This is a genomic window from Desulfovibrio intestinalis (assembly GCF_014202345.1).
Lineage (GTDB): Bacteria > Desulfobacterota > Desulfovibrionia > Desulfovibrionales > Desulfovibrionaceae > Desulfovibrio > Desulfovibrio intestinalis.
Window position 1 is genome coordinate 22,109 of record NZ_JACHGO010000007.1, and the last position, 26,225, is coordinate 48,333.

19 protein-coding genes are annotated in these 26,225 nt (G+C 55.9%); 12 read left to right on the forward strand and 7 right to left on the reverse strand.

The genetic code is table 11. From position 1 onward, the window contains the following. Positions 1-69 precede the first annotated feature (69 nt). The 6 genes from HNQ38_RS11335 (at position 70) to tyrS (ending at position 7,969) form a co-directional block, all read left to right on the forward strand. Complete coding sequence (locus HNQ38_RS11335; protein ID WP_183720899.1) at positions 70-849, forward strand: YkgJ family cysteine cluster protein; 780 nt, start codon at positions 70-72, stop codon at positions 847-849. Between the two features lie 376 nt (positions 850-1,225). Then, complete coding sequence (locus tag HNQ38_RS11340; protein ID WP_183720902.1) at positions 1,226-2,488, forward strand: sulfite exporter TauE/SafE family protein; 1,263 nt, start codon at positions 1,226-1,228, stop codon at positions 2,486-2,488. Between the two features lie 2 nt (positions 2,489-2,490). Next, entirely contained in the window at positions 2,491-3,222 is a 732-nt protein-coding gene (locus tag HNQ38_RS11345) for a hypothetical protein (RefSeq protein WP_183720905.1), read from the forward strand. A 1,370-nt stretch (positions 3,223-4,592) separates the two neighbouring features. Continuing rightward, complete coding sequence (locus HNQ38_RS11350; protein ID WP_183720909.1) at positions 4,593-5,465, forward strand: hypothetical protein; 873 nt, start codon at positions 4,593-4,595, stop codon at positions 5,463-5,465. 886 nt (positions 5,466-6,351) lie between these two features. Further along, complete coding sequence (locus HNQ38_RS11355; protein ID WP_183720912.1) at positions 6,352-6,600, forward strand: hypothetical protein; 249 nt, start codon at positions 6,352-6,354, stop codon at positions 6,598-6,600. Between the two features lie 172 nt (positions 6,601-6,772). Next, on the forward strand, positions 6,773-7,969 hold the full coding sequence (gene tyrS / locus HNQ38_RS11360) for a tyrosine--tRNA ligase (RefSeq protein ID WP_183720916.1): 1,197 nt from the start codon (positions 6,773-6,775) through the stop codon (positions 7,967-7,969). A 219-nt stretch (positions 7,970-8,188) separates the two neighbouring features. Here the strand turns inward: tyrS and HNQ38_RS11365 are convergent, their stop codons facing one another. Together HNQ38_RS11365 and HNQ38_RS11370 are read right to left on the reverse strand one after the other, a co-directional pair. Further along, a complete protein-coding gene (locus HNQ38_RS11365) occupies positions 8,189-8,749 on the reverse strand; it encodes a hypothetical protein (protein ID WP_183720919.1) in 561 nt (186 codons plus the stop codon). Positions 8,750-8,899: 150 nt separating this feature from the next. Next, on the reverse strand, positions 8,900-9,592 hold the full coding sequence (locus HNQ38_RS11370) for an aspartate/glutamate racemase family protein (protein ID WP_183720922.1): 693 nt from the start codon (positions 9,590-9,592) through the stop codon (positions 8,900-8,902). Between the two features lie 99 nt (positions 9,593-9,691). Here HNQ38_RS11370 and HNQ38_RS11375 point away from each other — a divergent pair, with 99 nt between their 5' ends. Next, complete coding sequence (locus tag HNQ38_RS11375; protein ID WP_183720925.1) at positions 9,692-10,909, forward strand: bifunctional nucleoside/nucleotide kinase/histidine phosphatase family protein; 1,218 nt, start codon at positions 9,692-9,694, stop codon at positions 10,907-10,909. A 207-nt stretch (positions 10,910-11,116) separates the two neighbouring features. Next, entirely contained in the window at positions 11,117-12,877 is a 1,761-nt protein-coding gene (locus HNQ38_RS11380) for a HAMP domain-containing methyl-accepting chemotaxis protein (RefSeq protein ID WP_183720928.1), read from the forward strand. Positions 12,878-13,273: 396 nt separating this feature from the next. Here HNQ38_RS11380 and HNQ38_RS11385 read toward each other — a convergent pair whose 3' ends face one another. From HNQ38_RS11385 to rpsB, 5 genes are all read right to left on the reverse strand, one after another. Further along, positions 13,274-13,570, reverse strand: a complete 297-nt coding sequence (locus tag HNQ38_RS11385) for an ACT domain-containing protein (RefSeq protein ID WP_183720931.1) — start codon at positions 13,568-13,570, stop codon at positions 13,274-13,276. Continuing rightward, the gene (ilvB, locus tag HNQ38_RS11390; protein ID WP_183720936.1) at positions 13,567-15,243 is read right to left on the reverse strand and encodes an acetolactate synthase large subunit; all 1,677 of its coding nucleotides are present in this window, start codon (positions 15,241-15,243) and stop codon (positions 13,567-13,569) included. Before ilvB ends, HNQ38_RS11385 begins: the two co-directional genes overlap by 4 nt. Positions 15,244-15,533: 290 nt before the next feature. Further along, on the reverse strand, positions 15,534-17,120 hold the full coding sequence (locus HNQ38_RS11395) for a TerC family protein (RefSeq protein WP_183720939.1): 1,587 nt from the start codon (positions 17,118-17,120) through the stop codon (positions 15,534-15,536). Positions 17,121-17,304: 184 nt separating this feature from the next. Further along, entirely contained in the window at positions 17,305-18,162 is an 858-nt protein-coding gene (tsf, locus tag HNQ38_RS11400; protein ID WP_183720943.1) for a translation elongation factor Ts, read from the reverse strand. A gap of 139 nt (positions 18,163-18,301) precedes the next feature. Then, positions 18,302-19,078 (reverse strand): 30S ribosomal protein S2, encoded by a 777-nt coding sequence (gene rpsB, locus HNQ38_RS11405; RefSeq protein WP_183720946.1) that lies wholly within the window; start codon positions 19,076-19,078, stop codon positions 18,302-18,304. Between the two features lie 605 nt (positions 19,079-19,683). Between rpsB and HNQ38_RS11410 the strand changes: the two genes are divergently transcribed. The 4 genes from HNQ38_RS11410 (at position 19,684) to cbiR (ending at position 26,213) form a co-directional block, all read left to right on the forward strand. Next, positions 19,684-22,596 carry an insulinase family protein gene (locus HNQ38_RS11410; protein WP_183720950.1) on the forward strand — a complete coding sequence of 971 codons (2,913 nt, stop codon included), beginning with the start codon at positions 19,684-19,686 and terminating at the stop codon, positions 22,594-22,596. Positions 22,597-22,920: 324 nt separating this feature from the next. Then, positions 22,921-25,062, forward strand: a complete 2,142-nt coding sequence (locus HNQ38_RS11415) for an EAL domain-containing protein (protein ID WP_183720953.1) — start codon at positions 22,921-22,923, stop codon at positions 25,060-25,062. Between the two features lie 103 nt (positions 25,063-25,165). Continuing rightward, on the forward strand, positions 25,166-25,363 hold the full coding sequence (locus HNQ38_RS11420) for a hypothetical protein (protein ID WP_183720955.1): 198 nt from the start codon (positions 25,166-25,168) through the stop codon (positions 25,361-25,363). Positions 25,364-25,373: 10 nt separating this feature from the next. After that, on the forward strand, positions 25,374-26,213 hold the full coding sequence (gene cbiR / locus HNQ38_RS11425) for a cobamide remodeling phosphodiesterase CbiR (RefSeq protein ID WP_246388125.1): 840 nt from the start codon (positions 25,374-25,376) through the stop codon (positions 26,211-26,213). The last annotated feature ends 12 nt before the right edge of the window (positions 26,214-26,225 follow it).

Consider the following 26,225-nt stretch of genomic DNA (forward strand, 5'->3'; position numbering starts at 1 on the left):
TTCAGCCCAGCACCACATTTTGTGGCAGCCGTGCCGCCTGCAATTTCCCCGTCCATACAAGGAGCTCTCATGAGTAATGACGCCAGCCGCGATTTTATTGACAATCTGCCCGAGCTTGGCCCGGACGAAACCTTCTGCTTTGACTGCAACCCCGACGTGCCCTGCTTCAATCGCTGCTGTGCGGAACTTACCCTGCCGCTCACCCCTTACGACATTTCGCGCCTGCGCCGGAACCTTGGCATGAGCAGCGAGGCTTTTCTTAATACCTTTACTACCCTGCGCTCATTCCCCGACACGGGCTTTCCCCTGCCCATGCTGCGCATGCTGGACGGACCGGAAGAACCATGTCCTTTTGTGACGCCCGCGGGTTGTTCCGTGTATGAAGACAGGCCCGGCGCCTGCCGCTATTACCCCATCGGGCGCGGCACAAAAATGGCTGCCGACGGCATCGCCGAACGATTTTTTCTTGTGCGTGAATCCCATTGCCACGGCTTCGACAAAGGCACCAGCCGCACACCGCACCAGTGGATGGAAAACGAAGAATTGCAGGCCTTCAACGAAGCCAACGACCGCTACATGCGCCTCATGGCGCTGGTACGCGCCAGCGGCAAACCCCTGGATGCGCGCATGGCCACCACAACGGTGCTTTGCCTCTTTCAGCTCGACAAATTCCGTGAACTTATCGCGGCCATGAAAATATTCAGCCATGTAGACGTAAGCGAATCACGCAAAGCAGCCATTATGGAAGACAGCCAGGACGGGGACGTGGCGGCCCTGTACTTTGCGCTGGATTGGCTGGAACTGATGCTTTTCGGGCAAAGTCAGGGCCTTGCAAAAAAACAATTATGAGTTTTTTTTCACAATAACACGACAACCCTATAACTTTCACACGAAACCAAGCAAAGAGGTGCGATTTTTTGTTCTTTAGTGCCAACTGTTTGGATTGATTGACGCAAAACAACCTCAAAAAGGTGACAATTAATCCTCTTTTGGCACGAAAAACCGTTGCTCGTGATAAATTTCTTTTACAAACAGTAAAGAATATGTCACGGTAGCTCCGTGTATGGGAGAAGACAGGTAGCTTTCATTTTTTCATGAAAAAACTACTTGTTACAAACACAAGGCTGCACCGGGGCGCGCCGCGCAGCCATATGTGCCTGTACATGTCATTGTTGGGGCCATGACCTACGGCCGTTGGCCGGCCACAATCGTATTGGAGGAGAGTATGAGTTTTGGCAGACAAGTGTATGAGTTTCTGCTGAGCGGCTCACAAGCTTACGCAAAATGGGATCTGGAGGTATCAACCTCCATTCTCAAAAACCGCAAAAAGATGCTATTCTTGCTGGCACTCGTTGTTCCAGTTCTTGCGGTCTGCATGGCTGAAGCTTATGAGTACCATGAAATGCTGGGCGGCAAATCCGCCTACGCGCCCGCCTTCTACACCACTAACATCTTTCTGGCGTCCATAGCAGTGGGCCTTGCCGCCGGTCTTATCACGGGGTGTATTGGCGCTGGCGGTGGCTTCATCATTACCCCGGCGCTTATGGCCGTGGGCGTCAAAGGCATCTTGGCGGTGGGCACAGACCTGTTCCACATTTTCGCCAAGGCCATCATGGGCACCACGGTGCACAAAAAGCTCGGCAACGTTTCGGGCAAACTGGCCGTGGCATTCTTGGCCGGATCCATTATCGGAACATTTATCGGCGGTGCCATCAATAAAGGCCTTTATAACGCCGACCCCCTGCTTTCTGAATTGTTCATTAGTAGTATTTATGCTGTTTTGTTAGGTTTTCTTGGGTTCTATGCTTTGTTTGACTTTTTGAAGAGCTCGCGCGGCGGCGCTGCCGCCAGCCAGGACGCCCACGGCGGCAGCTCAGGCATGACCGGCCTCGCTGTGAAGCTTCAGGGCCTTCGCATGCCCCCAATGATTTCCTTTGATGAAGACCTCGTGCCTGGCGGCCGCCGTATTTCCGGCTGGATTGTCGCCGCAGGCGGCGTGTTTGTGGGCCTTTTGGCCGCCATCATGGGCGTGGGCGGCGGCTTCGTCACCTTCCCGATGTTCGTGTACATCTTCGGCGTGTCCTCAATGACCACCGTTGGTACCGACATTCTGCAGATTATCTTTACTGCGGGTTTTGCCGCCATTGGCCAGTACGCCATTTACGGCTACGTGTTCTACACCCTGGCCATCGGCATGCTGCTCGGTTCACTGCTTGGTATCCAGGTTGGCGCTCTGACCACCAAGGTGGTTAAAGGCATCCACATCCGCGGCTTCTATGCTATCTCCATCATTGCCGGCTTTATCAACCGTGCCGCCACCCTGCCCAAAAAGCTGGTGGAAATGGAAGTGCTGAACTGGTCGCCCAGTATTGTGGGTATTATCGAAAGCGTGGGCAACGTCGTATTCTGGGTCGTTGTGGCGTTCTTCGGTGTCTGGGTATTCAGCAAGTTCTTCCTTAATATAGGCAAGCTCAGAGGGGAGGCCTGATTATGCTCGTACATGCTAAAGCACCCTTTATCCGTGGCTGCCTGCTGCTGGTTTCGTTCCTGATCCTTTTTGTGATCATGCTCATGCCCCTCATGAAGGATGAGCTTGGTAACCATATGACCGGTCTGCAGTACGCGGACAACGTGTTCAACGAACTGTCCAAGGGATCTTCCTACTTCATTCCTGGCGTGCGTAACAGCGTCAAGACGGTGGAAGGCAAGACCGTTGAGCTCAGCGTCAAGCTCAAAAAAGCTGACTTGGCTGAACTGGCGGGGATGGTGCTCGAAAAGTCCGGCGCAACTGAAGTGCGCGTAGAAAACGGCAAGGTCACCTTTTCCGGTAACCTCGGCGTTATCCTGACTTCGGCCACTGACGACGCTAACAACCTGTACAATAACGATGCTGACGCAGTTGCGCAGAAGTACGACGGCCAGCCCGCCCTCAAGGTTGCGGCTGCATGGTGGTACCTGCTTTCGCCCAGCATCAAGGAACTGCAGAAGCAGCACAAGATTGAAGAAGCCCAGGTCGTTGACAACGTTATGCGTCGCGCCATCGAACCCGGCAACAACTTCTTCAGCGTGCCGCCTGCCAAGGTGTCCGAGCATCTTATTCTCATGAGCGCCATGCTCATCTTCTATGTGCTCTACACCCTGTGGTACGGCTTTGCCATCTTCGAACTTTTCGAAGGCATGGGCTTGGCCATGACCAAGTCCAAGGTAAAGCAGGAAAGCTAGACGCTTCCTGATCCAACGCTTAAACGGGCTGCCTGCAAGGGCAGCCCGTTTTTGTTATGGCTAACGCCACAAGGAGAACTATGAAATGTAAGGCAGCGTCAGCATGTTCTAGAGCCTATTGCCCTTGAGGCAAGATGCCCTCAACGGTGTCATCCTGACCGAAGATGCAATGATTGCGAAATTCGCGCTGCGTGCACTCTCGCACAACGTCAAAGCTTGCCCGGTGATGGCATTGCGCGGCGCGCAGGGAGATCCCCCGACCAAAGGGAGGGAAGCTCCCAAAGCAAAAGCCACGCAGCCCTCGTGAATTGGCGGAAGGTGGAAGACCCAGCGGGGTTGTCCGGGGGAGTGCAGAGGGAGCCTCGGAAGGGCAGCAGTCCCCTAACAGGCCCCCTCTGCCGCACGCCGCACAGGCGACCCAAATGGAACACTGCCAGAACATCCCAGAGCAGGTTCCTTTTGAGTTTCTTCACAGTTAGAAATTAAAATATCCTAAAGCGGCCGGTGCACGCGCCCCAATGAAGCGCAACTATAATTGTGTTACATTTTGGCCCCATGCTGTTGCGTAAACGTCTTTTGACCGCAGGCAAAAAACGCAGCAACATTATTGCAAAGCTCCACATGAAAAACGGCGGCAAAACGGGCAGGCGACCGCCGTAAGACACAAGCGCTATTTCTGTTCTTGCACAGGGCTTGTCCGCCCCCTGGCTGGCGTCTGCACACGCAGTTCCTGAGCATTTCAAAATTGAAATGCTCTAGAGGCTTCAGGCGATGCGACTCAACGGCTGCGAAGGCAACGTGCGCACAAATTTTGTTTATTCAGAGTGTTACATGCTGTACCGGACATATCTCAACTGCGGGCGCATGTTCATAAAAGCAACCTGTTCCAGCATCGCATGCTGGCAATCAGAGTATTGGGCAGCAATGCCAATAGTATCTTGAGCGCGAAGGGTCTACACAGCGGCTGTAATATACTCCAATTTTCCATACACCCATGTTGCAGATGATTTTTTAAATATGAAATACGGAACATTTTAAAATTGTCCGGCCCATCCAGCTGAATTACTATACCATCAAACAACAAACAGGATAAAAATGCACATGATATACGCCCCATTTTGCTTCAAACAAAACAGCGCTTTCATTGACTAACTGATAACCCTATCGTAATATAACTTATTAGCTTTTATGCCATAATACCTTCCTATCAGGTAGGCTTTTCATCTGAACGGTAAACTCTGCCCAACCTTACGAAAAAGCCTCTGTGCGTGTCCCGAAGATTTTTAATTCATCCTTCTATGAATAATGCTCCGGGAGCGACCTTCCTTCGTGAAAACAGCCGCCCCCCGGCAGCACAGAATGAGAGCTAAATGACCGCTGCCAACACTTACTGCCTCTGGAACTCCAACACTACAGAAGCCTTTGCCAACGCCATGCGGCAAAGGGTCAGCGTGCGTATCAGAAGTTGCCTGCTTCATGAGGGCAATCTGGCGGATATGGTTTTTCACGGCAAATTTCGCAGTGTTGAAGGGCGTGAGGTACAGTTCATAGTACGTCATAAAGAGGTGATTCCGGGCAAAAGCAAAGCGCTGGAAAACACCTGCGAATTCTTTTTTTGCCTGGAAGAGGAAAGTTCTTCCGGTAAGGTTCGCATGGGGTATCAAGGGCCAGGAATAGTGCTGGAAGTTGGCCAAAACGAGAAAAACGAGTTGCGCAACTTGCGCCTGCGTCTTGCCAAGGACTGCTCCGTGCGGCAGATGCGCCGGGATAAAAGAGTTCCCTGGAGCACAGACCGCAGCCGCCTTGCGGGCGTTGTACCACTGGAAGATGTGCCCGCCACAAGGACAGATCTGCGCGCCCTGCTGGCCCAGTACTACAACTCCAGCCACCCCAACCCGCTGCCACTGGTCAACATTTCCGCAGGCGGCGTATGCGCCTGCATTCCTGAAGAACTGGCCAAGCTTTCTCTAACAAGTAACTTTTCCTACCTTTTCTTCATTGTGCCCAACAAGGCTCCAGCATCTGCACAGCCCTACATTTTTCTTTCAAAAAAAATGGGCCTCTGCCGCAACTTGTGCGATGAGGGTACGGCTCTGAGGCTTTTGTTTACCGAGGAGCTCAACTGGGATTCTCCAGGGCCGAATCTCAAATGGAACGACATACTCGCCTCGGGCTCCAGCCGACTGCGCACCTGCCTTGAGGAATATTATGACAACGAGGACGAAATTTCGCTGACCGCTTGAACGGTCTTTTGCCCCAATCTGCGCCTGTATGGGCCGCATGGTGGACTGGACGCTGATGCAAATCAGCCGCCGCCTGCGTTTTTTACACGCATCTGCGCCCTCTGCACTTCTGCCTGACGTCTTTAGGTCGGGTCACTTTGGGAATGTACATTCTCAAGCTTCACGATGCGCTTGTTACGTCCCGAGTTCAGCTGACATTCGCATTCTCGAATGAATAACACCTGTGAAATGCGAAACATTGCACAGGTGATCTGCACTGGGGCTTACTTCACAACGCGTAAAGCATCCTTAATTTTGCGGGCAATGCCTGAAGCCGCCCCTGCGGCTCAACGCCGATTGGTGGCAGGCGGCTACCGACGGCGTCGACCAGTGGCAGCCGCAATCGACTGTGTATTCCTCCAATTGCATGGCTCTAACTGCCTCACGCCCCCAATAACACCCCCTATTCATCTCTGGCGGTGTCGGCAAAATGGCGGCTCGCTCGTCCGCTACGGGGCTGATAGCCCATCGCACTCAAGTGCGAACACCGTTCACTTGCCTTCAAGGCAACCCAAGGCGTTGGCGCATAAGCCGTAGTCAGACACCGTCAATTTATTTGCTCCAAGCGCGCAAAACTGGCAAACCGCCGGGCATCATGTGTACGCTCTGGCACTCATGATTTTCACCAACACTCCAGGCCAGCCAAGTGTTTTCGAGTGTTTTCGGCGCGTTGTTCGAGCCGCGCCCGCCACGTCCGCACATGTCCATCGCTCTTTCATATGCCCGGGCAGGGAAAATTTGCCTGGCTCTGTTGGTGGCATTCAAATTGCATATTTTCAGAGCACCCGCCCCAAGCGGAAAGTTTGACCCCACCCGCGCATGCGGCCATATAATAGAGGACACCGTCATGGAAATTTCCGGCATCAATGCATTCCATCCCTTCACGTTCCCCCGCACCGACAAGGACGATTCCGGCTCCACCCCCGCCGCCGTGCAGGATGTTGTTAATCTGAGCACCCCCAAGCTGCTGGAAGATAATGAAGTGGATTCTGTCATGGATGACACCCTTAATATGATCGCCCAGGACAACGTTGGCGCTCTTTCAGTCCACAGCGGCCTGAGCCAGAGCCGGGTTTTTGCCCTGCTCGGCATGTAGCCCTGCAGGCTGCGAACATAAAATTTCGCAACGTATACAGTGAAAATTTGACACTTGCTCAGGCTTGAGGCTATCGTTCTCAGTCTGCACTTGGCACAGAACTTTGTTCTGTGCCGTGTTTTTTACTAACAGCACTGTATTATTACCGCAGCCAGCATAAGAGGACAGGGTGATGACCGATATTGACCGCCAAATGGCTACCATCAAGCGCGGCGTGGCCGAACTGATCGACGAGAAAGAATTACGTAAAAAAATCGCTCGCGGTAAGCCCCTGCGCATCAAGGTGGGCTTTGACCCCACCGCTCCTGACCTGCATCTGGGGCACACGGTGGTCATGCACAAGATGCGCCATTTCCAGGAACTGGGGCACCATGTGATCTTTCTTATCGGTGATTTCACCGGGCGTATCGGTGACCCTTCCGGCCGGTCTGAAACCCGCCCCCCCCTCACCGAAGAACAGGTGATGGCCAATGCAGAGACCTATAAAAAACAGGTCTTCAAAATTCTTGATCCCGAAAAAACCGAAGTTGCCTTCAACTCGGCCTGGCTTGGCAAGATGGACGCCACAGACTTCATCAAACTGGCCTCCAGCTACACTGTGGCCCGCATGATGGAACGCGACGACTTTGAAAAGCGCTTTCGCGAACAGCGCCCCATTTCCATTCACGAATTTCTTTATCCGCTCTGCCAGGGCTATGACTCCGTCGCGCTCAAAAGCGACGTGGAAATGGGCGGCACTGACCAGAAGTTCAACCTGCTGGTCGGGCGCAACCTTCAGGCCCACTACGGCATTGAAAGCCAGTGCATTCTTACCATGCCCCTGCTGGAAGGCACGGACGGCGTGCGCAAGATGTCAAAATCTTACGGCAACTATATCGGCATCGACGAAGCGCCCTCAGAGATCTTTGGCAAAGTTATGGCTGTCTCTGACGAACTTATGTGGCGCTACTACGAACTGCTTTCTTCCAAAAGCCTTGAAGACATCGCCAGCCTGAAAGAACGCGTTGCTGGCGGCGATGTACACCCCAAGGCAGCCAAGGAAGCCCTGGCGCACGAAATGGTCAGCCGCTATCACAGCCCCAAAGACGCGGACGAAGCTCAGCAGGGATTCAATGCGGTTTTTGCTGGCGGCGGCGTACCGGACGACATGCCCGAGCACCAGTGCCAGAACGGCGAAGACAGCACCCCGCCTGTTTTTCTTGAAGCCGCAGGCCTTGTCAAAAGCCGTGGTGAAGCCAAACGCCTTATGAAGGAAGGCGCGCTTGCCATTGACGGCCAGCGTTGCGAAGACGCAATAAGCCCCCTGCCCGCAGGCGAATATGTGGTAAAGCTCGGCAAAAAGCGCTTTCTCAAGCTTACTGTACGCTAGCCTGTAATCCGCGCGCACGGTAATTTTGCCATAAAAAACGGCAGCCATTATACAGGCTGCCGTTTTTTATGGCGTATCAAATTTTTGAAGCTATACAAGAACTGAAATTCCCAAGGGTTCTGGCTGCACACCTGTTGCCCCACAGGCAGACCTTACGGTACTGGCAGCGCCTGCCCCCGCATTCAAGAGCTCACTGCGCAAAAGGCGATCCGCAGCAGCCTAATTGCCCGATGCGGTTCCCGCTGACTCAAGAGCGCCCTTTGAAGTCATTGCACCAGCTACAGATGCCAGATCTGCCGCCCTATTGGCAGTCAAACCGCCCGCCTTACCTGTCAATCCTTCAAAATTGTTTGGTAAAGCACCAGATAAACTGTCTGCCAAACTACCTGGAAAATTGGCAACCGCCACTGTTGGTGCAGGATTTTCCGCCGATGCAGCGCCCCTGTTGTCCCCCAGATTTTTCTGATTTTGCCTGGCTTTTCCTTCAAGCCGCCGACGCAGTTCATCCAGATTTCTTTCTGATGTCTCAAGCGTGCTCTGCTGCATGTCAAAGCCCATTTGCCGGGCGGCTTTTTTGCCTTCAAGCATGCGTTGCGACTCGTTTTCCGCTGCGGCGGCCGCAGCCATGCCCGCGGCCAGAATACTGCATTGCCTGCTGGACATGGCCTGCTTGTCTACTTGAGCAGCCAGATGCCTGCCTTTGGCATAGCGCGATTCTTCGCTGCTGGCGTTAAAAAAATTCTGCGCCATCATGCTGTCTGAACCGATTCGTATACTCATGACGGCCTCAGCGGATTCTGATAATTTTTTGATGCTCCCTGTTTATAGCATCGGCTTGCGCAGCAAATACATTAGAAAAAAACATATTCAAATTTGCGCTTCAATGGCTGAAAGAGACGTGCACTGCCTCTCCGATCCGCTGCTTGCGTATCAGCAGTCCAGCGCCATTTCCGCCGCCGCAGTGGCGTGCAGCAGCGTTGTGTCCAGCATGGGGGCGTCGGTATCCTGCGGGCGCACCAGCAGGCCTATCTCTGTGCAGCCAAGCACGATGCCCTGCGCGCCCTGCCCGCGCAGCCCGTCAATGACAGACAGAAATTTTTGCCGCGAAGCCTCGTCAATGCGGCCCATACACAGCTCCTTAAAAATGACGTCATTAATCATGCCCCTGTCTTCGGCATCAGGAGTGAGCACCTCAATGCCCCGGCGCTGCAACACGCCACTGTAAAAGTCTTCTTCCATTGTGTAGCGTGTGCCCAGCAAGGCAGCCCTGGTCATACCCCGGCGCAACAATTCGTTGGCCGTGACCTCCGCCAGATGCAGCAAAGGAATGTTGACAGCTGCCGCCACCTGTGGAGCCACCTTGTGCATGGTGTTGGTGCAGATAAGCATAAAATCCGCCCCGCCCCGCTCCAGACGACGAGCTCCGTCTGCCAAGATGGCCGCGGCATCGTCCCATCGGCCTTCGGCCTGACAGGTTTCAATTTCAGCAAAGTCCACACTGAACAGCAGACATTTTGCCGAATGAAAGCCGCCAAGCCGCTGCTTAACCACGCGGTTTATTATCTGATAATAGGAAACCGTACTCTCCCAGCTCATGCCGCCTAACAGGCCGATGGTTTTCATGTTTGCTCCCTGCATGTGATGGTGCAGTGCGGCGCCGTCTGAACGTCCGCTTGCTTTTATTTGGGGGTCTTATACCGTACTCTGCCAAGGGGAGGCCATATGCACAAACTCTATGTAGCCATGGTGGGGCTGCCCGCCCGCGGCAAGTCCACGCTGGCCAAACGTATTCGCGACGGCCTGATGGCCGAGGGCATTCAGGCAAAGCTCTTCAACAACGGCGACATGCGCCGGGCGCTTATGGGCGCGGAGTCTACCAGCCCTGATTTTTACAATCCCTCCAACGCGGCGGGGCGTGAAGCCCGTGAAATGATCTGCCGCCGCAATATGGATCTGGCCCGTGGATGGCTGGCCGATGGCGGCGAAGTGGCCATTTTGGACGCCACCAATGTAAGCCGCGGCCGCCGCCGCATGATTGAGAGCACGCTGACCGACCACCCGGTGCTGTTTGTTGAGTGCGTCAACGAGGACCAGCTTTTGCTCAAGGCATGTATCCGGCGCAAAACCACGCTGCCGGAATACGCGGCCTACAGCGAAGAAGAGGCCCTGCAAAGCTTCATGAAGCGTATAAGCTACTATGAAGCCATCTACGAACCGCTGGAAGAAGAAAAATTCTGGCTCTGCGTGGACTCCACAGCCAACCGGATTCTGGCAGAGCGCCCCTGTGAAGGCTCGCCCTTCTACCCGGCCATACGCGAAATTGTGGTCAGCGCATGGGTTCACTGTCTGTATCTCGTACGCCACGGACAAACGGAATTCAACGTTCGCGGCCGTATTGGCGGCGATCCTCCCCTCACGGCCAAGGGCCGTGCCCAGGCCCAAGCCCTGGCCCAGCACATGCGCCATAAGGAAATCGACTGGGTTTTCACATCCACCCGGCTACGTTCGCACGAAACGGCTACCCCATTGCTGGCCGAGCGCCCCGGAGCGCACATAATGGCCTTTAAAGAATTTAACGAAATTTGGGCCGGAGACTGCGAGGGCATGCTGTACAGCGAGATACGGGAAAGAATGCCCCAGGTCACGGCCGGGCGCAATGCCAACAAATTTTCCTATGCCTATCCCAATGGTGAGAGCTACGCTCTGCTGGGCGAACGCGTACAGCGCGGCCTGCGGCGTGCCCTGTTTCTTGCTGGCGACACCCCCCTTGTCATTGTTGGACATCAGGCTATCAACCGGGTCTTGCTGTCGCTGTTTTTACGGCAACGAAGCGAGGACGTGCCCTACATTTACATCCCCCAAAACCAGTATTACCACATCAGCCTGACACCACGCCGCAAGGTCTTTGAGAGGGTTCCCTATCAGGATGACAGCAGGTAAATCTTACTAGTTCGCTTGTCTTTATTAATAATAAGTTTTACCATTATTCACACTGGAATTATGGGCGGTAGCGCCATTCTGATTTTGCGTCTTGTAAAATACGGATTTTATGGCGATAACCCTCAAGGAAAACCCTTATTAACCGATTGGTATATATGTTGGCCCCTGCACATGTTGTAAGGGCAATTAAGAACTAAGGACACCCCAATGAAACTACAAACAAAACTTTTGGCCGGGTTTATTATTTCGGCCCTAATCACTTTGTCGGTAGGCATCTTTGCCGCTTCACGGCTGCACGATATGAGCAAGGCCGACACTGTTCTGTACACCCGCGCCGTGGAGCCTATGGGCGACCTGCTTAATATCGCAGCGTATTTTCAACGCATCAGACTTAACGTGCTGGACTTCATAAGCACAAACAATGAAGCCACAAAAGAACGCTCACGCACGGTCATTCCCCAGTTTCGTTCAATAATTGACAGCAGCGCTGTCAAAGTGGAAGCGACCCTGATTTCTGACGAAGCTCGCAGGATCATAGCTGAATACAAGGAACGGCGGCAGGATTTCCGAAAGCTGACCGATACAGTCATGGCTATGGTTGAGACAGGCAACAAGGAAGAAGCCTACACGCTGTGGAGCGGCAAGGGCCGGGAAATATCCACGGCCTACCAGAAGGCCATTGACGCCCTTGTAGCCTCCAAGCGCGAACAGGGCAGCTTGCTGGCCACCCACAACGCTACTCTGGCCGATACGTCAAGCTATCTTTTGTACATTGCCCTTGGTTTCGGACTTTTGCTTTCCATCACTATGGGTGTTTTGCTGACACGCAACATCATGCAGCAGCTTGGTGAAGACCCCGGCTATCTGGCCAGCGTGGCGGGCGAAATCGCGCGTGGCAACCTTGAAGTGAACTTCCGGGCGCAAAAGCGGCCCGGCGGCGTCTACCATGTGATGCAAAGCATGGTTGGCACCATGAAGGAAAAAATAGCCGAAGCCGAAGAAAAAAGCGCAGAAGCAGCCCGTCAGGCCGATCAGGCCAATATTGCCATGAAGGAAGCTCAGGAAGCCAAGGATGAAGCCTTGCACGCCAGAGCAGAAGGCATGTTGCAGGCTGCAAACCAGCTTGAAAATGTGGTGAATATCCTCACCTCGGCATCCGAAGAACTTTCGGCGCAGATTGAGCAGTCCAGCCGGGGTTCTGACGAGCAGTCCCTGCGCATCAGCGAAACTGCTACCGCTATGGAACAGATGAACGCCACAGTGCGCGAAGTGGCGAGCAACGCGGGGCACGCTTCTGAAATGTCCGGCAATGCACGCGCCCAGGCTCAGGAAGGCGAGAACATCGTATCCAGAGTGGTGCACGGCATTAACGAAGTGTCCAGGCAGAGCCAGGAAATCAAGCAGGATATGGATACCCTGAGCCATCAGGCCGAAGGTATCGGCCAGATTATGGGCGTCATTTCAGACATCGCAGACCAGACCAACCTGCTGGCGCTCAACGCTGCCATTGAAGCAGCCCGTGCTGGCGACGCCGGACGTGGTTTTGCAGTTGTGGCCGACGAGGTGCGCAAACTGGCAGAAAAGACTATGTCTGCCACGCATGAAGTGGGCCAGGTTATCAGCGGCATTCAGGAAGGTACCCGTAAAAGTGTGACCGGGGTGGACCTTTCCATCAGCACCATTCAGGAAGCAACCAACCTTGCCAACCAGTCGGGCCAGACCCTGCGCAGCATCGTTGAACTGGTGGACCAGACCAACGATCAGGTGCGCTCCATTGCCGCTGCCAGTGAGGAACAGTCTGCAGCCAGTGAAGAGATCAACAGGTCTGTGGAGCAGGTAGCCACCATATCCGGCCAGACGGCGTCAGCCATGGGCCAGGCTGCCCAGGCTACGGCGGAACTGGCACGCCAGTCGCAGGTTCTGCAGCGTCTCATCAATGAGATGAAGGAAGAAAGCAGCAAAATCTAAGGCTGTTATGCTAGAGCACTTTCACTTTGAAATATTCAGGCGTTTGCGTGAACAGACGCCCGCCGTGGAAGCGTAAGCGCAGCTTCAGCAGTTGCGACGCAGGAAGCTACGGATAAGGACGGCTGAGTTACGCTAAAATCTTGCTCAAAGAGTCGTTGCCTTTATCTGTAGCCCGCTAACACGGCAACAGCTAACGCACCAGCAGGGTTTACGAAAATAAGACAGCGCCGCTATTTGCGCGGTTAAACGCTGTAGCGGGCGTGTCTTAAATTTTGAAATATATATTTTCAAAATTAACCAGCCTGAACGCCTGAGAACTCCCGGTCCAGGCAATAATTACGCGAAGCCGCGCACATCATACGTGCGCGGCTTCTGCTATACAGCAACCCAAATTTTTTAATGTTCAAGGCATCCTGCCAACTTGCTAAAGACCGCGGGTTCAGCTTGCCCTACCCGCACATCCAGCACGTCGTGCAGTTTGCTCACCTGTTTGATGATCTGATCCATACGGCCGTCATCCTTGACCACCAGCCACATGCGGCAGGTGGCTCCGCCAGCTTCGGGAGTAACCAAGATCCCCTCAAGGTTGTAAGCACGCCCGGCAAACAGACCGCAGATATGCGACATGACGCCGGGATGGTTGTTAACACTCAGGCGCAGCATAGTAAGAGCATTTTTGATGGAACTGTTCATAACGGACTCCCCTCAATCATTTGGCTGTTGGCCGCACCGGGCGGCACCATCGGAAAAACCTTGTCTTCTGCGCGCACCTGAACTTCAATCAGGCAGGGGCCGGGCTTGGCCAGAAATTCTTTCAGTACGCGCTGTGGGTCTTTTTCAGTATTGAGTCTGGCCGCAGGCAGACCAAAACCCTTTGCAATCTGCACAAAATCTGTGCGGGTGGTATAGGCGGAACAGGTGATCCTGCCATCAAAGAAAAGATCCTGCTGTTGCTGCACAAGCCCCAGCCCGTTGTTGTTGCACAGAATAATTTTCACATTGGCCCCGGTTTCAGCAGCGGTGGCCATTTCCTGAATATTCATAAGCAGGCTGCCGTCGCCGGTAAAACACACAGCTGTGCCCCCGCGCAGTTCGAGTGCCGCGCCTATGGCAGCGGGCAGGCCAAAGCCCATAGTGCCCAAGCCGCCAGACGTCAGCCACTGGCGTGGTCTGCTCATGGGGTAAGCCTGGGCCACACGCATCTGGTGCTGGCCCACATCCGTGGCAATAACCGCCTCGTCGGTCAGCAGATCCGCCACATGGCGAATGATACCGTATGGCGAAAGAATGTCGTCTTCCCGGTCAAACCGCAGTCCGTGCGTGACTTTGCAGTCAGCTACGCGGTCCAGCCAGCAATCGCGCCTGCGTGGCTGCAACAGGGGCATAAGCAAACGCAAAGCCTGAGTGGCGTCTGCGGTCAAACCCACCTGCGGCATGCGCAGCTTGCCTACTTCACTGGCGTCGATATCGATATGGATAAGCCCGCTCTTGGGGCAAAAACTGTCCAGACGCCCGGTGGCCCTGTCGCCCAAGCGAGCGCCCACCACTACAAGAACATCGCATTCTTCCACCAGCATGTTTGAAGCACGCGCGCCGTGCATACCCAGCATGCCCACGGCCATCTCGTGCCCGTGGGGCACCACGCCAAGCCCCTGCAAGGACATTACAGCCGGAATATGCTGCTGCTCTATAAATTCCAGCACAGCCGCAGCGGCTTGCGGCGACGATGTGCCGCCGCCAATCAAAAGCAGTGGGCGCTCCGCCGCATTAAGCAGTTCAGCCGCTCTGGATAAGGCGGCGCTGTCTGGCTCGGGCATGGGCGAGGCCTTACCGGGTTCGGGCAGGCAGTCCACTCCGGCGGCAGCCACCTGCACGTCACGCGGAATATCCACCAGCACCGGGCCGGGACGGTCGCTGACCGCGATGGAAAAAGCCTCGGCAATAACTTTCGGCAACTCTTCGGGAGAACGCACAAGAAAATTGTGTTTGGTGGCCGGAATGGACATGCCGTAGATGTCCACTTCCTGAAAAGCGTCGGTCCCAATCATGCTTTGCGGAACCTGCCCGGTGATGCAGACCAGAGGAACCGAATCCATGCGGGCATCGGCCAGGGCTGTAAGCGTATTGGTGGCGCCCGGCCCTGAAGTGGCAAAAAGCACGCCGGGACGGCCAGAAACCCGGGCCATGCCCTGGGCCATAAAGCCCGCGCCCTGCTCATGCCGCGCCAGTACATGACGGATTTTACCGCTGCGCCCCAGCGCATCATATAAAGGAAGGTTGAAACCGCCGGGAATACCGGCAATGCAGGTGACGCCCTGATTTTCAAGCAGGCGGATGGTTAATTCGGCTCCAGAAAGACGTAACATCGCCACAAGGCTCCTTTTGCGTTGGCTGGGGCTCGCTGGCGGTTTTCCGGTATAAAAAAACCCCGCCAGCTCGCGCCGGCGGGGTTCAGATATGTCTTTTATTCTTCCCTGCTTATGACGCGCCTAAAGATCGGTCCCGTACTACTAGGCCGACCATAACGAGGCAAATCATGCCGCTGAAAGAGGAAGAAGTGTTATACATTGTCATACCGTTTTTAAGCTACAGCCGTTTCCCCGGCCTTGTCAACAAATTTGAAGATTATCCTTGCCGCCGTATCGCGGACTTGCCGCTATTTGCCCTTCTTACCCCTGCCGGATGCTGGCAGCAGGCGTACGGCGCGCACTTCATCGATGCGCCGCTTGTCCATACGGGTAATTTCCAGCTCCCATCCCTGATAATGCAGGCGTTCGCCCTTTTCAGGTATGCGGCCAAGCCTCTCCAGAATGAATCCGGCCAGCGTGGCGCTGTCGAGACGTTTGGGCAGGCTGATGCCGAGCCAGCTTGCAAAAAGATCCACTGTGAGCCGCCCCGGCATGACCCAGCTGCCGTCAGGACGGCGACAGGCTTCCGGCCCGGCGGGCATATCGCCCATCTGCCCGGCCAGCACGCTCAAAAGTTCCGCCGGGGTGATTATGCCTACCACGCTGCCGTATTCATCACGCACAAAGGCCAACGGCGTGGGGTGCGTGCGAAAATCTTCCATAATCACAGGCAGGGGCGTATGCTCAAAGATTGTGGGCGCGGGCCGAATGAAGTTTTTCAGCTCCCATTTTTCCGTGTGGTGCTCGTCCTCACGCATAAGGATGTCGCCGGGGTGCACTACCCCAAGCACTTCATCGGTATCGCGCCGCAGCACGGGCAGCCACGCCAGACGCGACGCCGCCGCATGCCGGCTCACCGTATCCCGGTCGGCATTACTGTCCAGCCAGTTTACACGCTGGCGCGGCACCATGATGAACCGGGCGGTGCGCCCGCCAAGGCGGATAACACGGGCAAGCATGGCCCGTTCTTCTGGCGCGAACAACAGTTCTTTGGTTTCACCTGCCAGGGCGGCCGCGTCGAGTTGGGTATCGCCCTGCCCGGGTGCACTGCCTCCCAGAATATTCAGAATCACGCGGGCTGTGGATTCACGCATGTCACGCATGCTGAAACGCCTGCGCCGATTGCGCAGCGCCCACTGATTGCACATCTCCACCAACAGGGAAAAGACAATGGCCGCGTACATGTAGCCCTTGGGAATATGGAAGCCCAGACCATCGGCCAGCAGACTCAGGCCGATCATGAGCAAAAATCCCAGACACAGCACAATGACCGTGGGGTGACGCTCCATAAAGCCAAGCAGCGGCCCGGCGGCCATGACCATAATACCCATGGCGATAACCACCGCCAGCATCATGATGGAAACATGTTCCACCATACCCACTGCCGTGATGATGGAGTCCAGCGAGAACACTGCGTCCAGCACCACCACCTGGAAAATTACCTGCCAAAATCCGACATGGTGTTCGGTCTCTCCGGCGTATCTGCCGCTGTGGCCTTCAAGCCGGTCATGCAACTCCATCGTGCCCTTGAGCAGCAGAAAGACACCCCCCGCCATTAGAATGAGGTCACGCGCTGAAAAGCCGTGTCCTCCAAGCTCAAACAGAGGTGTTGTCAGCGTGGCCAGACGGGCCATGACGGTAAGCAGCGCCATACGCATGAGCAAAGCCAGCCCAAGCCCAACCAAAAAGGCCTGACGCTTGCGGTCGCCGGGCAGCCTTCCCACAAGAATGGAAATGAAGACCAGGTTGTCCACCCCAAGCACAACTTCCAGCAGTACCAGAGTGCCCAGACCAGCCCAGGCAGAGAGATGCGTAACCCATGAAAAATCCAGCATACAATTATGCTCCGGGGCTGTGCCCCTTCTTGTGAAACAGACTTCTGCCGAAAATGCCGGCCTGCCCTGAAAAAAAGACAAAAGAGGGCCGAAGCCCCCTTTTGTCAGTAACTTGCTGCGCCCGAAGGCGTACTATAGTTGGCCGGATGGGCAGACCCTTCCGGCTCGGACAAGTCGGATATCATTATACGGCAGCAAGCTGGATGCGCTCGAAGCCAGTGACAACGATTTCGTCGCCAATGGTCTTGCCAGCTTCACGCACGATGTCGTTGATGGTCTTTTTGTCGTCGCGGATGTAAGGCTGTTCCATAAGGCACACTTCCTTCTGGAACTTTTTCACAGCGCCGTCAGCAATTTTGTCCACGATGTTGGCGGGCTTGCCTTCTTCCAGGGCCTTCTGGCGGTAAACTTCGCGTTCACGTTCCACAGCGGCGGGGTCAAGGCAAGCAGCGTCAAGAGCCATCGGGCTGGCGGCAGCCACCTGCATGGCGATATTCTTGGCCAGTTCCTGCACTTCGGGCTTGGCGGCGCTTTCGGCCTTGCCGCAGGTCAGGAACACCAGCACGCCGATCTTGCCATTGGCGTGGATGTACTGACCGATCACGGAGCCATCAGAAGGCTTGGTGTGGCGGGCAAACTTGCCAATCTGCATGTTTTCGCCCACAGAGGCGATAAGCTGGGTCACTTCTTCACCCATAAGGGCTTCAAGGGCCACAGCGTCAGCGGGGGCATTGTCCAGCACGCTTTTGGCCATCTGGGCGGCCATGGCCTGGAACTGCTCCCCACGGGCCACGAAGTCGGTTTCGCACAGAAGCGAAGCCATAGCCACGGTCTTGCCGTCATCGCTCAGGGTCACGGTCACAAGACCTTCGCTGGTGGCGCGGCCAGATTTTTTGGCGGCCTTGGCCATACCCTTCTGGCGCAGCCAGTCAACGGCCTTTTCCAGGTCGCCTTCCACTTCCACCAGAGCTTTTTTGCAATCCATCATGCCCGCGCCAGTCATTTCGCGCAGTTCTTTTACCATTTGAGCGGTGATAGCCATTGTATTCTCCAAAATGCGTCCGGCCTGCCGCCGGAGTTATCAAAAGTACACTTAAATTTGCCCTGCTGCATCCAAACAGGGGCAGCGCAGCCATATATCAGGTTGCGCTGCCCCAAAAATGCAAAAGCAGTAAAGCCGTTTATTGGGCGGCAGCAGCTTCGGCCACAGCCTCGGTAGCAGCAGCCTTTTGCATGGCTTCTTCGGCGTTGGCAACTTCGCCCTTGTGGTCTTTGCTCATGGCTTCGCCTTCCATGCAGGCTTCAGCGAAAGCGGCCACAAAAAGCTTGATGGCGCGGATGGCGTCATCGTTGCCGGGAATGATGAAGTCGATGACATCGGGGTCGCAGTTGGTGTCGGTCACGGCCACAATCGGGATGCCAAGCTTGCGGCATTCCTTGACGGCGATGTCTTCACGATGCGGGTCGATGATGAAGGCAAGCTGGGGCAGACGATCCATGTTCTTGATGCCGCCGAGGGTCTGTTCCAGCTTCTTCATTTCGCGTTCCAGAAGCAGAATTTCTTTCTTCTGGTAGCGGTTGATGCTGCCGTCGGCAAACATGACTTCCAGCTTCTTCAGGCGATCAACGCTCTTCTGAATGGTGACAAAGTTGGTGAGCGTGCCGCCCATCCAACGGTTGGTCACATAGTACTGACCGGCGCGACCGGCTTCAGCGGCCACAGCTTCTTGAGCCTGGCGCTTGGTACCAATAAAGAGAACCTTGCCGCCCTTGGCCACAGCGTCCACAACTTTGTCGTGGGCAATGCGGAAGAGCTTCACGGTCTGCTGCAGGTCGATGATATGGATACCGTTACGCGCGCCGAAAATGTAGGGACGCATCTTGGGGTTCCAGCGGCGGGTCTGGTGACCGAAATGCACGCCGGTTTCCAGCATTTGCTTCATGCTGACATAAGCCATTGGGATTCCTCCAAAGGGTTGTTTTCTTCCACCCACGCCCTGACCCTGCAACCCGATGTTGCGCCTGTGGCGCAAAAAGAACGCCGCCACACGCGGCATCCCACCGGGCACCCCGGGCCGCTGCCTGGGTGTGCTTGATAGAAAGCGAGTACATACATGATCGCGCCGCGCTTGGCAAGCGTTGACGCGCTCTTTTTGGCCGGGACTGCCCCGGAATTTACTTCATCATAAACCTGTGCCGCAAATAATTCCTTCAATAGCAGAAAATCTTTTTACATATCAGGTGATGCCGGCACAAGGCAGATTTCCTGTTATATTAACGATAACGGACTTTTTATGAAGGAGTCCACACCATACATAACAGACATAAATAAAAGGATAAATTTTCCATACACGCAACCAAAAAGGCGTTCACGGCGGTACTGCTTACAATAAATTGAGGAGCCGCTATTGCCGAACCCGAGGCAAAAGCAGCACGGCTAGCGATAACGCGGGCTCGCGGCGCACGGCCTGCCGCCCCTTTTCAAACACCGTCACAGCCCTTATAGTTCAGGCTCAACTGCCGTTAAAAACAACAAGCCCTAAAAATATTTGCAGGAAATATCATGAACAATACTGGCTTTACTCTTGTTACAGAACAACATTTGCATGAAGTGGATGGCACGGCACGGCTGTGGCGGCACGACGCCACTGGCGCGCAACTGCTCTCCATCAATAATACCGACGAAAACAAGTGCTTTGGCGTGAGCTTTCGCACGCCGCCCACCGATTCCACGGGTGTGGCCCATATTCTGGAACATTCCGTGCTCTGCGGCTCTGACAAGTACCCGGTCAAGGAACCCTTTGTGGAACTGCTCAAAGGCTCCCTGCAAACCTTCCTCAACGCCTTCACCTTTCCCGACAAGACCTGCTACCCGGTGGCAAGCTGCAACCTGCGCGATTTTTACAACCTCATCGACGTCTACATAGACGCCGTTTTTCACCCGCGCATCAGCGAAGACATCCTCAAGCAGGAAGGCTGGCATGTAGACGCCCCCAGCGCCGACTCCCCCTGGTCGTACAAGGGCGTTGTTTATAATGAAATGAAGGGCGTCTACTCCTCGCCGGATTCCGTGCTTTCGGAACAGAGCCAGCAGGCCCTTTTCCCCGACACCCTGTACAGCCTTGATTCTGGCGGCAATCCCGAACGCATCCCCGACCTCACCTATGAGGCTTTTTTCGACTTCCACAGCAACTACTACCACCCCAGCAACGCCCGTTTCTTTTTCTGGGGCGACGACCCGGAAGCCGAACGCCTGCGCCTCGTCAACAAAGCGCTGCAAGGCTACACGGCGCGTCCCGTGGATTCCACCGTGCCCCTGCAAAAACGCCTGGACACACCGCGCCAGATCGAAGTGCCCTATGCCGCCTCTGAAGGCGAAAAACGCGCCCTGCTCACGGTCAACTGGCTGCTGGGCGAACGCGGCGAAGTGAACCAGGCCCTGCTTATGGAAATGCTGGAACACATCCTTGAAGGTCTGCCCGGTTCGCCCTTGCGCAAGGCGCTCATCGCCTCCGGCCTTGGCGAAGATACCACGGGCTGCGGGCTGGAAACCGACCTGCGCCAGATGTACTACTCCACCGGGCTCAAGGGCGTGGCCCCCAAGGATGTCCCTCAGGTCGAAATACTTATTTTTGAAACGCTGGCCCAGCTTGCCGAAGAAGGTATTCCCAAGGCCGCCGTGGAAGCCGCCGTCAACACGGTGGAATTCGCCTACCGCGAAAACAATTCCGGCCGCTTTCCGCGCGGCCTTTCGGCCATGATCCAGTCGTTGTCCACATGGCTGTACGACGGCGACCCGTTGGCTCCGCTTGCCTGGGAAGCTCCGCTTGAGGCCCTCAAGGCGCGTATTGACGCTGGCGAACCCGTATTTGAACAAGCCATTAAGGACTGGTTCCTGAACAACCAGCACCGCGCCACAGTGATTCTGCTGCCCGATACCGAACTGGGCAAGACCCGCGACGAGGCTGAAAAAGCCCGTGTGGACGCGATACAGGCAGCCGCAACGCCGGACGAACGCGCGGTTATGGTGGCCGAAACCCTGCGGCTTGAAGAAGTGCAGAGCGCGCCCGACAGCCCCGAGGCTCTGGCCAGCATTCCCGCCCTGGGCCTGGAAGACCTGCCCCGTCAAAATGCCTCCATTCCACGCAGCATAGTGGAACTGCCCGAAGTGGCCCTGAGCCACGAACTGCCCACACAGGGCATTGCCTACACAACGCTGTTGCTGCCCCTGAGCAATGTGCCGGACCACCTTGTGCCCCTGCTGCCGCTGCTTTCCCGCTGCCTGACAGAAACGGGCACGGCGCGGCGCGACTTTACGGAACTTGGCGCACTTATGGCGGCCAAAACCGGCGGCGTGGGAGCCGATCCCGTGATGGGCACCGTGCGCGAAAGCCGCGAAACCCTGAGTTTCCTCGGCATTTCCGGCAAGGCCGTATACGACAAGCTGCCCGACCTTTTTGGCATCATGCATGAAATCCTGCTGGAACCCCTCAAGGACACACAGATTATTGAAGAGCGCCTGGGCCAGATGCTTCTGGAAGCCAAGGCCCGTTTGGAAAATGCGCTTCAGGCGGCGGGACACGCTGCGGTAAGCGCCCGCCTGCGGGCTCGTTTCACGGGTGCGGGGGCTCTGGCTGAACGCACCTCTGGCCTGAGTTATCTTGAAAGCGTGCGGTCCATGCTCCAGCGCCTTGAAAAGGAGCCGCAAAGCCTTTTGGCCGACCTTGAGGAACTGCGTTCCCGCATCGTGGCCCGCCCCGGAGCTATTTTTGACTGCACCGCCGAGGCCTCTGGCCTTGCGATGGCTGAAACCCAGATACGCCAGCTGCTGCAGGCCCTGCCCCCGGTACGCCCCGGAGCAGCCAGCGGCATAGGCGCGGCCCCGATGAGCCTGCCAGCAGCCGAAGCCTTTATTGCCCCGGCCCAGATCAACTATGTGGGCAAGGCCGCCAACATCTACGATCAGGGCTATGTGTACCACGGCTCTGCCAGCGTTATCCTGCGCTACCTGCGCATGGGCTATCTGTGGGAGCGCGTGCGCGTGCGCGGCGGCGCTTACGGCGCGTTCTGCAGCCTGGACCGCTTGGGCGGCACCCTTGTTTGCGCCTCCTACCGCGACCCCAACGTGGATGCCACACTTGAAGCCTTTGACGGCATGGCCGACTTTTTGCGCGGCTTCAAGCCTGACAAGGCCCAGCTGACCCAGGCCATAGTTGGAGCCATTGGCGATCTGGACAGCTATTTGCTGCCCGACGCCAAGGGTGCACAATCCCTGAATCGCTGGCTCAGCAACGATACGGACGCCGCCCGCGGCATCATGCGTGAAGAAATACTCACCACCACTGAAAAACACTTTAGCGATTTCGCCGAAGTGCTGGCAGAAGCCTCCAAAACCGGAGACATCTGCGTACTGGGCGGCCCCAAGGCCGAAGCTGCCGCCAAGGAACACGGCTGGCAGAGCAGCAAGCTGGTATAAGTAGTGCAAGGGTGGGGCGGTTTTTGTGCCGGCCCACCCTTTAATTAGAGCGTCTTGCACTTCAATGATGCATTTTTCGGCAGAATCCGCGCCGCGCTGTGGCGCTCTAGTGCAGCGTGAGAGTGTTCAAACTTTTTCAAAAGTACATTGCTCTGATGCATATTGTCTGGTTGCCTGACGTATTTTTTAACGTAAAGCCAGGTTGAAAAAACGCGGTAGCCCCACAGATAATTTTTTGATTTTACAGTGAAAGCAAGGATGCAACGAGAGCACCCGGAGTAACCACGGCTACGGGCAAAAACTCTCATCTCAAACAGGAATGCTATGTCCGCCAGCTCTTTCGGCTACCCACTCATCGACCTGATCGACAGACTCAGCGCGCAGCCGGTCTGCATCGCCGTCAGGCGTGGGCTGATTATTGTTCTGCCGCTCGTTCTTGTGGGCGCGTTCATGATAATGCTGGCAAACATCCCCTACGAACCCGCCCAACTGGCCATTGACCGCGCGCTTGGCCCCACATGGCGGCAGGTTTGTAAAAATCTCATTGACGGCACATTCTCCATCGCCTCTCTGGCCCTGCTGTGCGCCATAGGCGGAGTAAGCGCCGCACATGCCAATCAGAAAAGGCAGACGCCATACGTCAGCCCAATAATGATGGCCACAGTGACGCTTTCATGCTTTTTCGTGCTAATCGCCCCGCTCAAATCCGGTATTGGCGATACGGCTTTTTCACTAAGCAGCGGCCTGTTGCTTGCCATGTGCATTGCTCTGGCTACCAGCAGTATTTTTCTGCGCCTGTCGCGCTGTTCATGGCTGCACCTGCCTGTGGAAATGGCCGGAAATGACCCGGTGGCCCGCGACGTTTTCACGCTCATCCCCGCGTCCATCATCACTATTCTTTTTTTTGGGCTCATTCGCGCGGCGCTTGTGGCCCTGGACATGGCCAACCTGCACGAACTGTCCGAACGCATTCTTGTCCACCCCTTTTCCAAGGGCGGCGACAGTCTTGGATTTGGCGTGCTCTACAGCATGGCCTCGCAGGTGCTCTGGTTTTTCGGCGCGCACGGGCCCAACATGCTTTTTGCGGTGGAGAACGACATTCTCATTCCCGCCGCACTGACCAATATGAACGCCATTGCCAGCGGCACGGCGCCTCCTTTCATTTTCACCAAAATGTTCTTTGACGCGTATACCCGCATGGGTGGCTCGGGCTGCACACTGGCTTTGTGTCTGGCCATTTTTCTTCGCGGCAAAGACCGCGGCGTCAAAAAGCTGTGCCTGTTCGCCCTGCTGCCCACACTGTGCAACGTCAACGAACCTCTGCTGTTCGGCATCCCCCTTGTGCTGAACCCTGTGTACTTTATTCCCTTTATCCTGGTCCCCGCTGTACAGACGGTCATCGCCTATACGGCCACGGTTACCGGCTTCATTCCCCCAACTTCGACAGACATTGCCTGGACCACGCCCGCGCTCATGAGCGGCTACATTGTCTCGGGTTCAATCAACGGCCCCATACTTCAGGCAGTGAATCTGCTTGTGGGCCTGCTGATCTATATGCCTTTTGTCGTCATTTCCGATGCCATTCGCGAAAAGCGGAGCAAACAGGTCATGCAGAATCTGTTTACAGCAGCCAACGGCGGCGGCGTGTCAGACAACCGCAAGTGCCTGGGGCAACCCGGCGAGGTCGGACGGCTTGCCAATGCTTTGGCAGGAGATCTGACCCGCGCCCTTGATGAACCGGGGCAAATCTATCTGGTGTACCAGCCCCAGTTCAACAACGAGACTGGGCGCGTCACTGGCGTGGAAGCCCTGCTGCGCTGGAACCACCCGGCCTACGGCAACATTGCGCCGCCCATAACGGTGGCTCTGGCGGAAGATACGGGCAACATAGACCGCCTTGGCCGGTTTGTTCTGGAAGAAGCGTGCAGGCGCAGAGCTGCCTGGAGTGGCTTTGTGGACGCTGACATGATTATGTGCATCAACGTCTCGCCCGTGCAGTTGCAGAATCCGAAATTTTCTGGCTATGTGTGGAACGCGCTCAGTGATGCGAGCCTGAAACCCGGGCAGCTTGAACTGGAAATTACCGAGTCTTCAATGATCAAGCCAGAATCAAGCGCTCTGGAAATGCTCAGAAGCCTGCACACCGACGGAATCAGGGTTGCCATTGACGATTTCGGCATGGGGTACGCCTCACTGCGCTACCTGCGGGCCTTTCCCGTCAGCACGGTCAAGATTGACCGCTCCCTGACGGAACACATCGACAACAATATCAACCAGCAGATCGTGCGCAGCGTGCTCGAGTTGAATCAAAGTCTGGGCATCAGCACCGTGGTGGAAGGCGTTGAAAACCGGAAACAGCTCAACTCTTTCACTTCGATGGGTTTTTCTACCTTTCAGGGATATTTTTTCAGCCGCCCCCTGTGCGCCAAAGCTTGCCTTGCGTATATCAACGCCAACCGGGGCTAAACCGCAGAATAGCCGAAACCTCCGGCATCTGCGCTGCGGCATGAGCTCGGGCCTTGTCGGCCAACTTTATTCGTAGCTGCGTAAACCCTACTGTGGAGTGCCCATGCGCCTGCCCTTCTGCACACATGCCACACAGAATGGCGGTTCACGCAGCCTGTCCGCCCCGGCATGCCAACTGGCGCGCACGGCGGGAAGCCCCGCCATTTTTGACCTGACAGTCAGAAACACGGCTGCCGCAGCAGCACCCTTTTTTCATCCCACCCGCAGTACGGCCACTATTGAACGCCAGCTGACAGGGTAAAATTACAGCCATGCCTGAAGCAACAACCTCCTCCTCTTTCACAGCAGCGCCAGCCACATCAAGCAATGCTGACGGGCATCCCCTTGCGGGACGCATCGCCGCTCCATCCTTTGTGATTCCCGCCAATGTCGCTCAAAATGCCCATTTTCTATCGGGCAAGGTGGACGAGGTAGGTCTGTGCCTTTTTGAAGCGCAAGGCTGCCTGGACTATGGCCCCGCAGATCTGCCAGACGCCCTTGCCCGCCTGCCCTTGCGCTGGCACGCCCATCTCCCTGTGGATCTGCCCTGGCCCGCGCGTCTGGCCGCAGACAATACGCATCCGGCCCGTGATGCCGCCCGGCTGGCACTGGCTGTACTGGACAGGATCCGCACCCTTGTTCCGCACATGATCTTGCAGGCGGCTGTTCTGCATCCGCCAGAAGGATCTGCTGCTTTTCAGCGCCGTATGCTGACAGATTTTGCAAAGCACTGGCATGGGCAACAGCAGCCCGCACCGCCCCTTTTACTGGAAAATGTGGCACACAGCGACGTTATTTGCTTGGGAGACGCTTTCCTCGCAGATCACGGCATGGGCCTTTGTCTGGACGTAGGACATCTCCTGGGCTATGGTCAATCTGCTCTGTTGCATTCCGCCCTGCCCAGTCAGGCCGCCATGTTGCATTGGAGCGCTCCGGGCAATAGTGACCAGCATCTGCCGCTTACGGCTCTTACGCCCGCGCAACACTGCACTGCCCTGCGCCTTATGGCTGACGCGCCTCCTACCGCGACCCATATGGTGGAGATTTTCAACTGGGACGGCCTTGCGGCATCACTGCCCGTTTTGGCTGCCCTTGCCAACGAGTCACAGTAATATGGGAGCCGG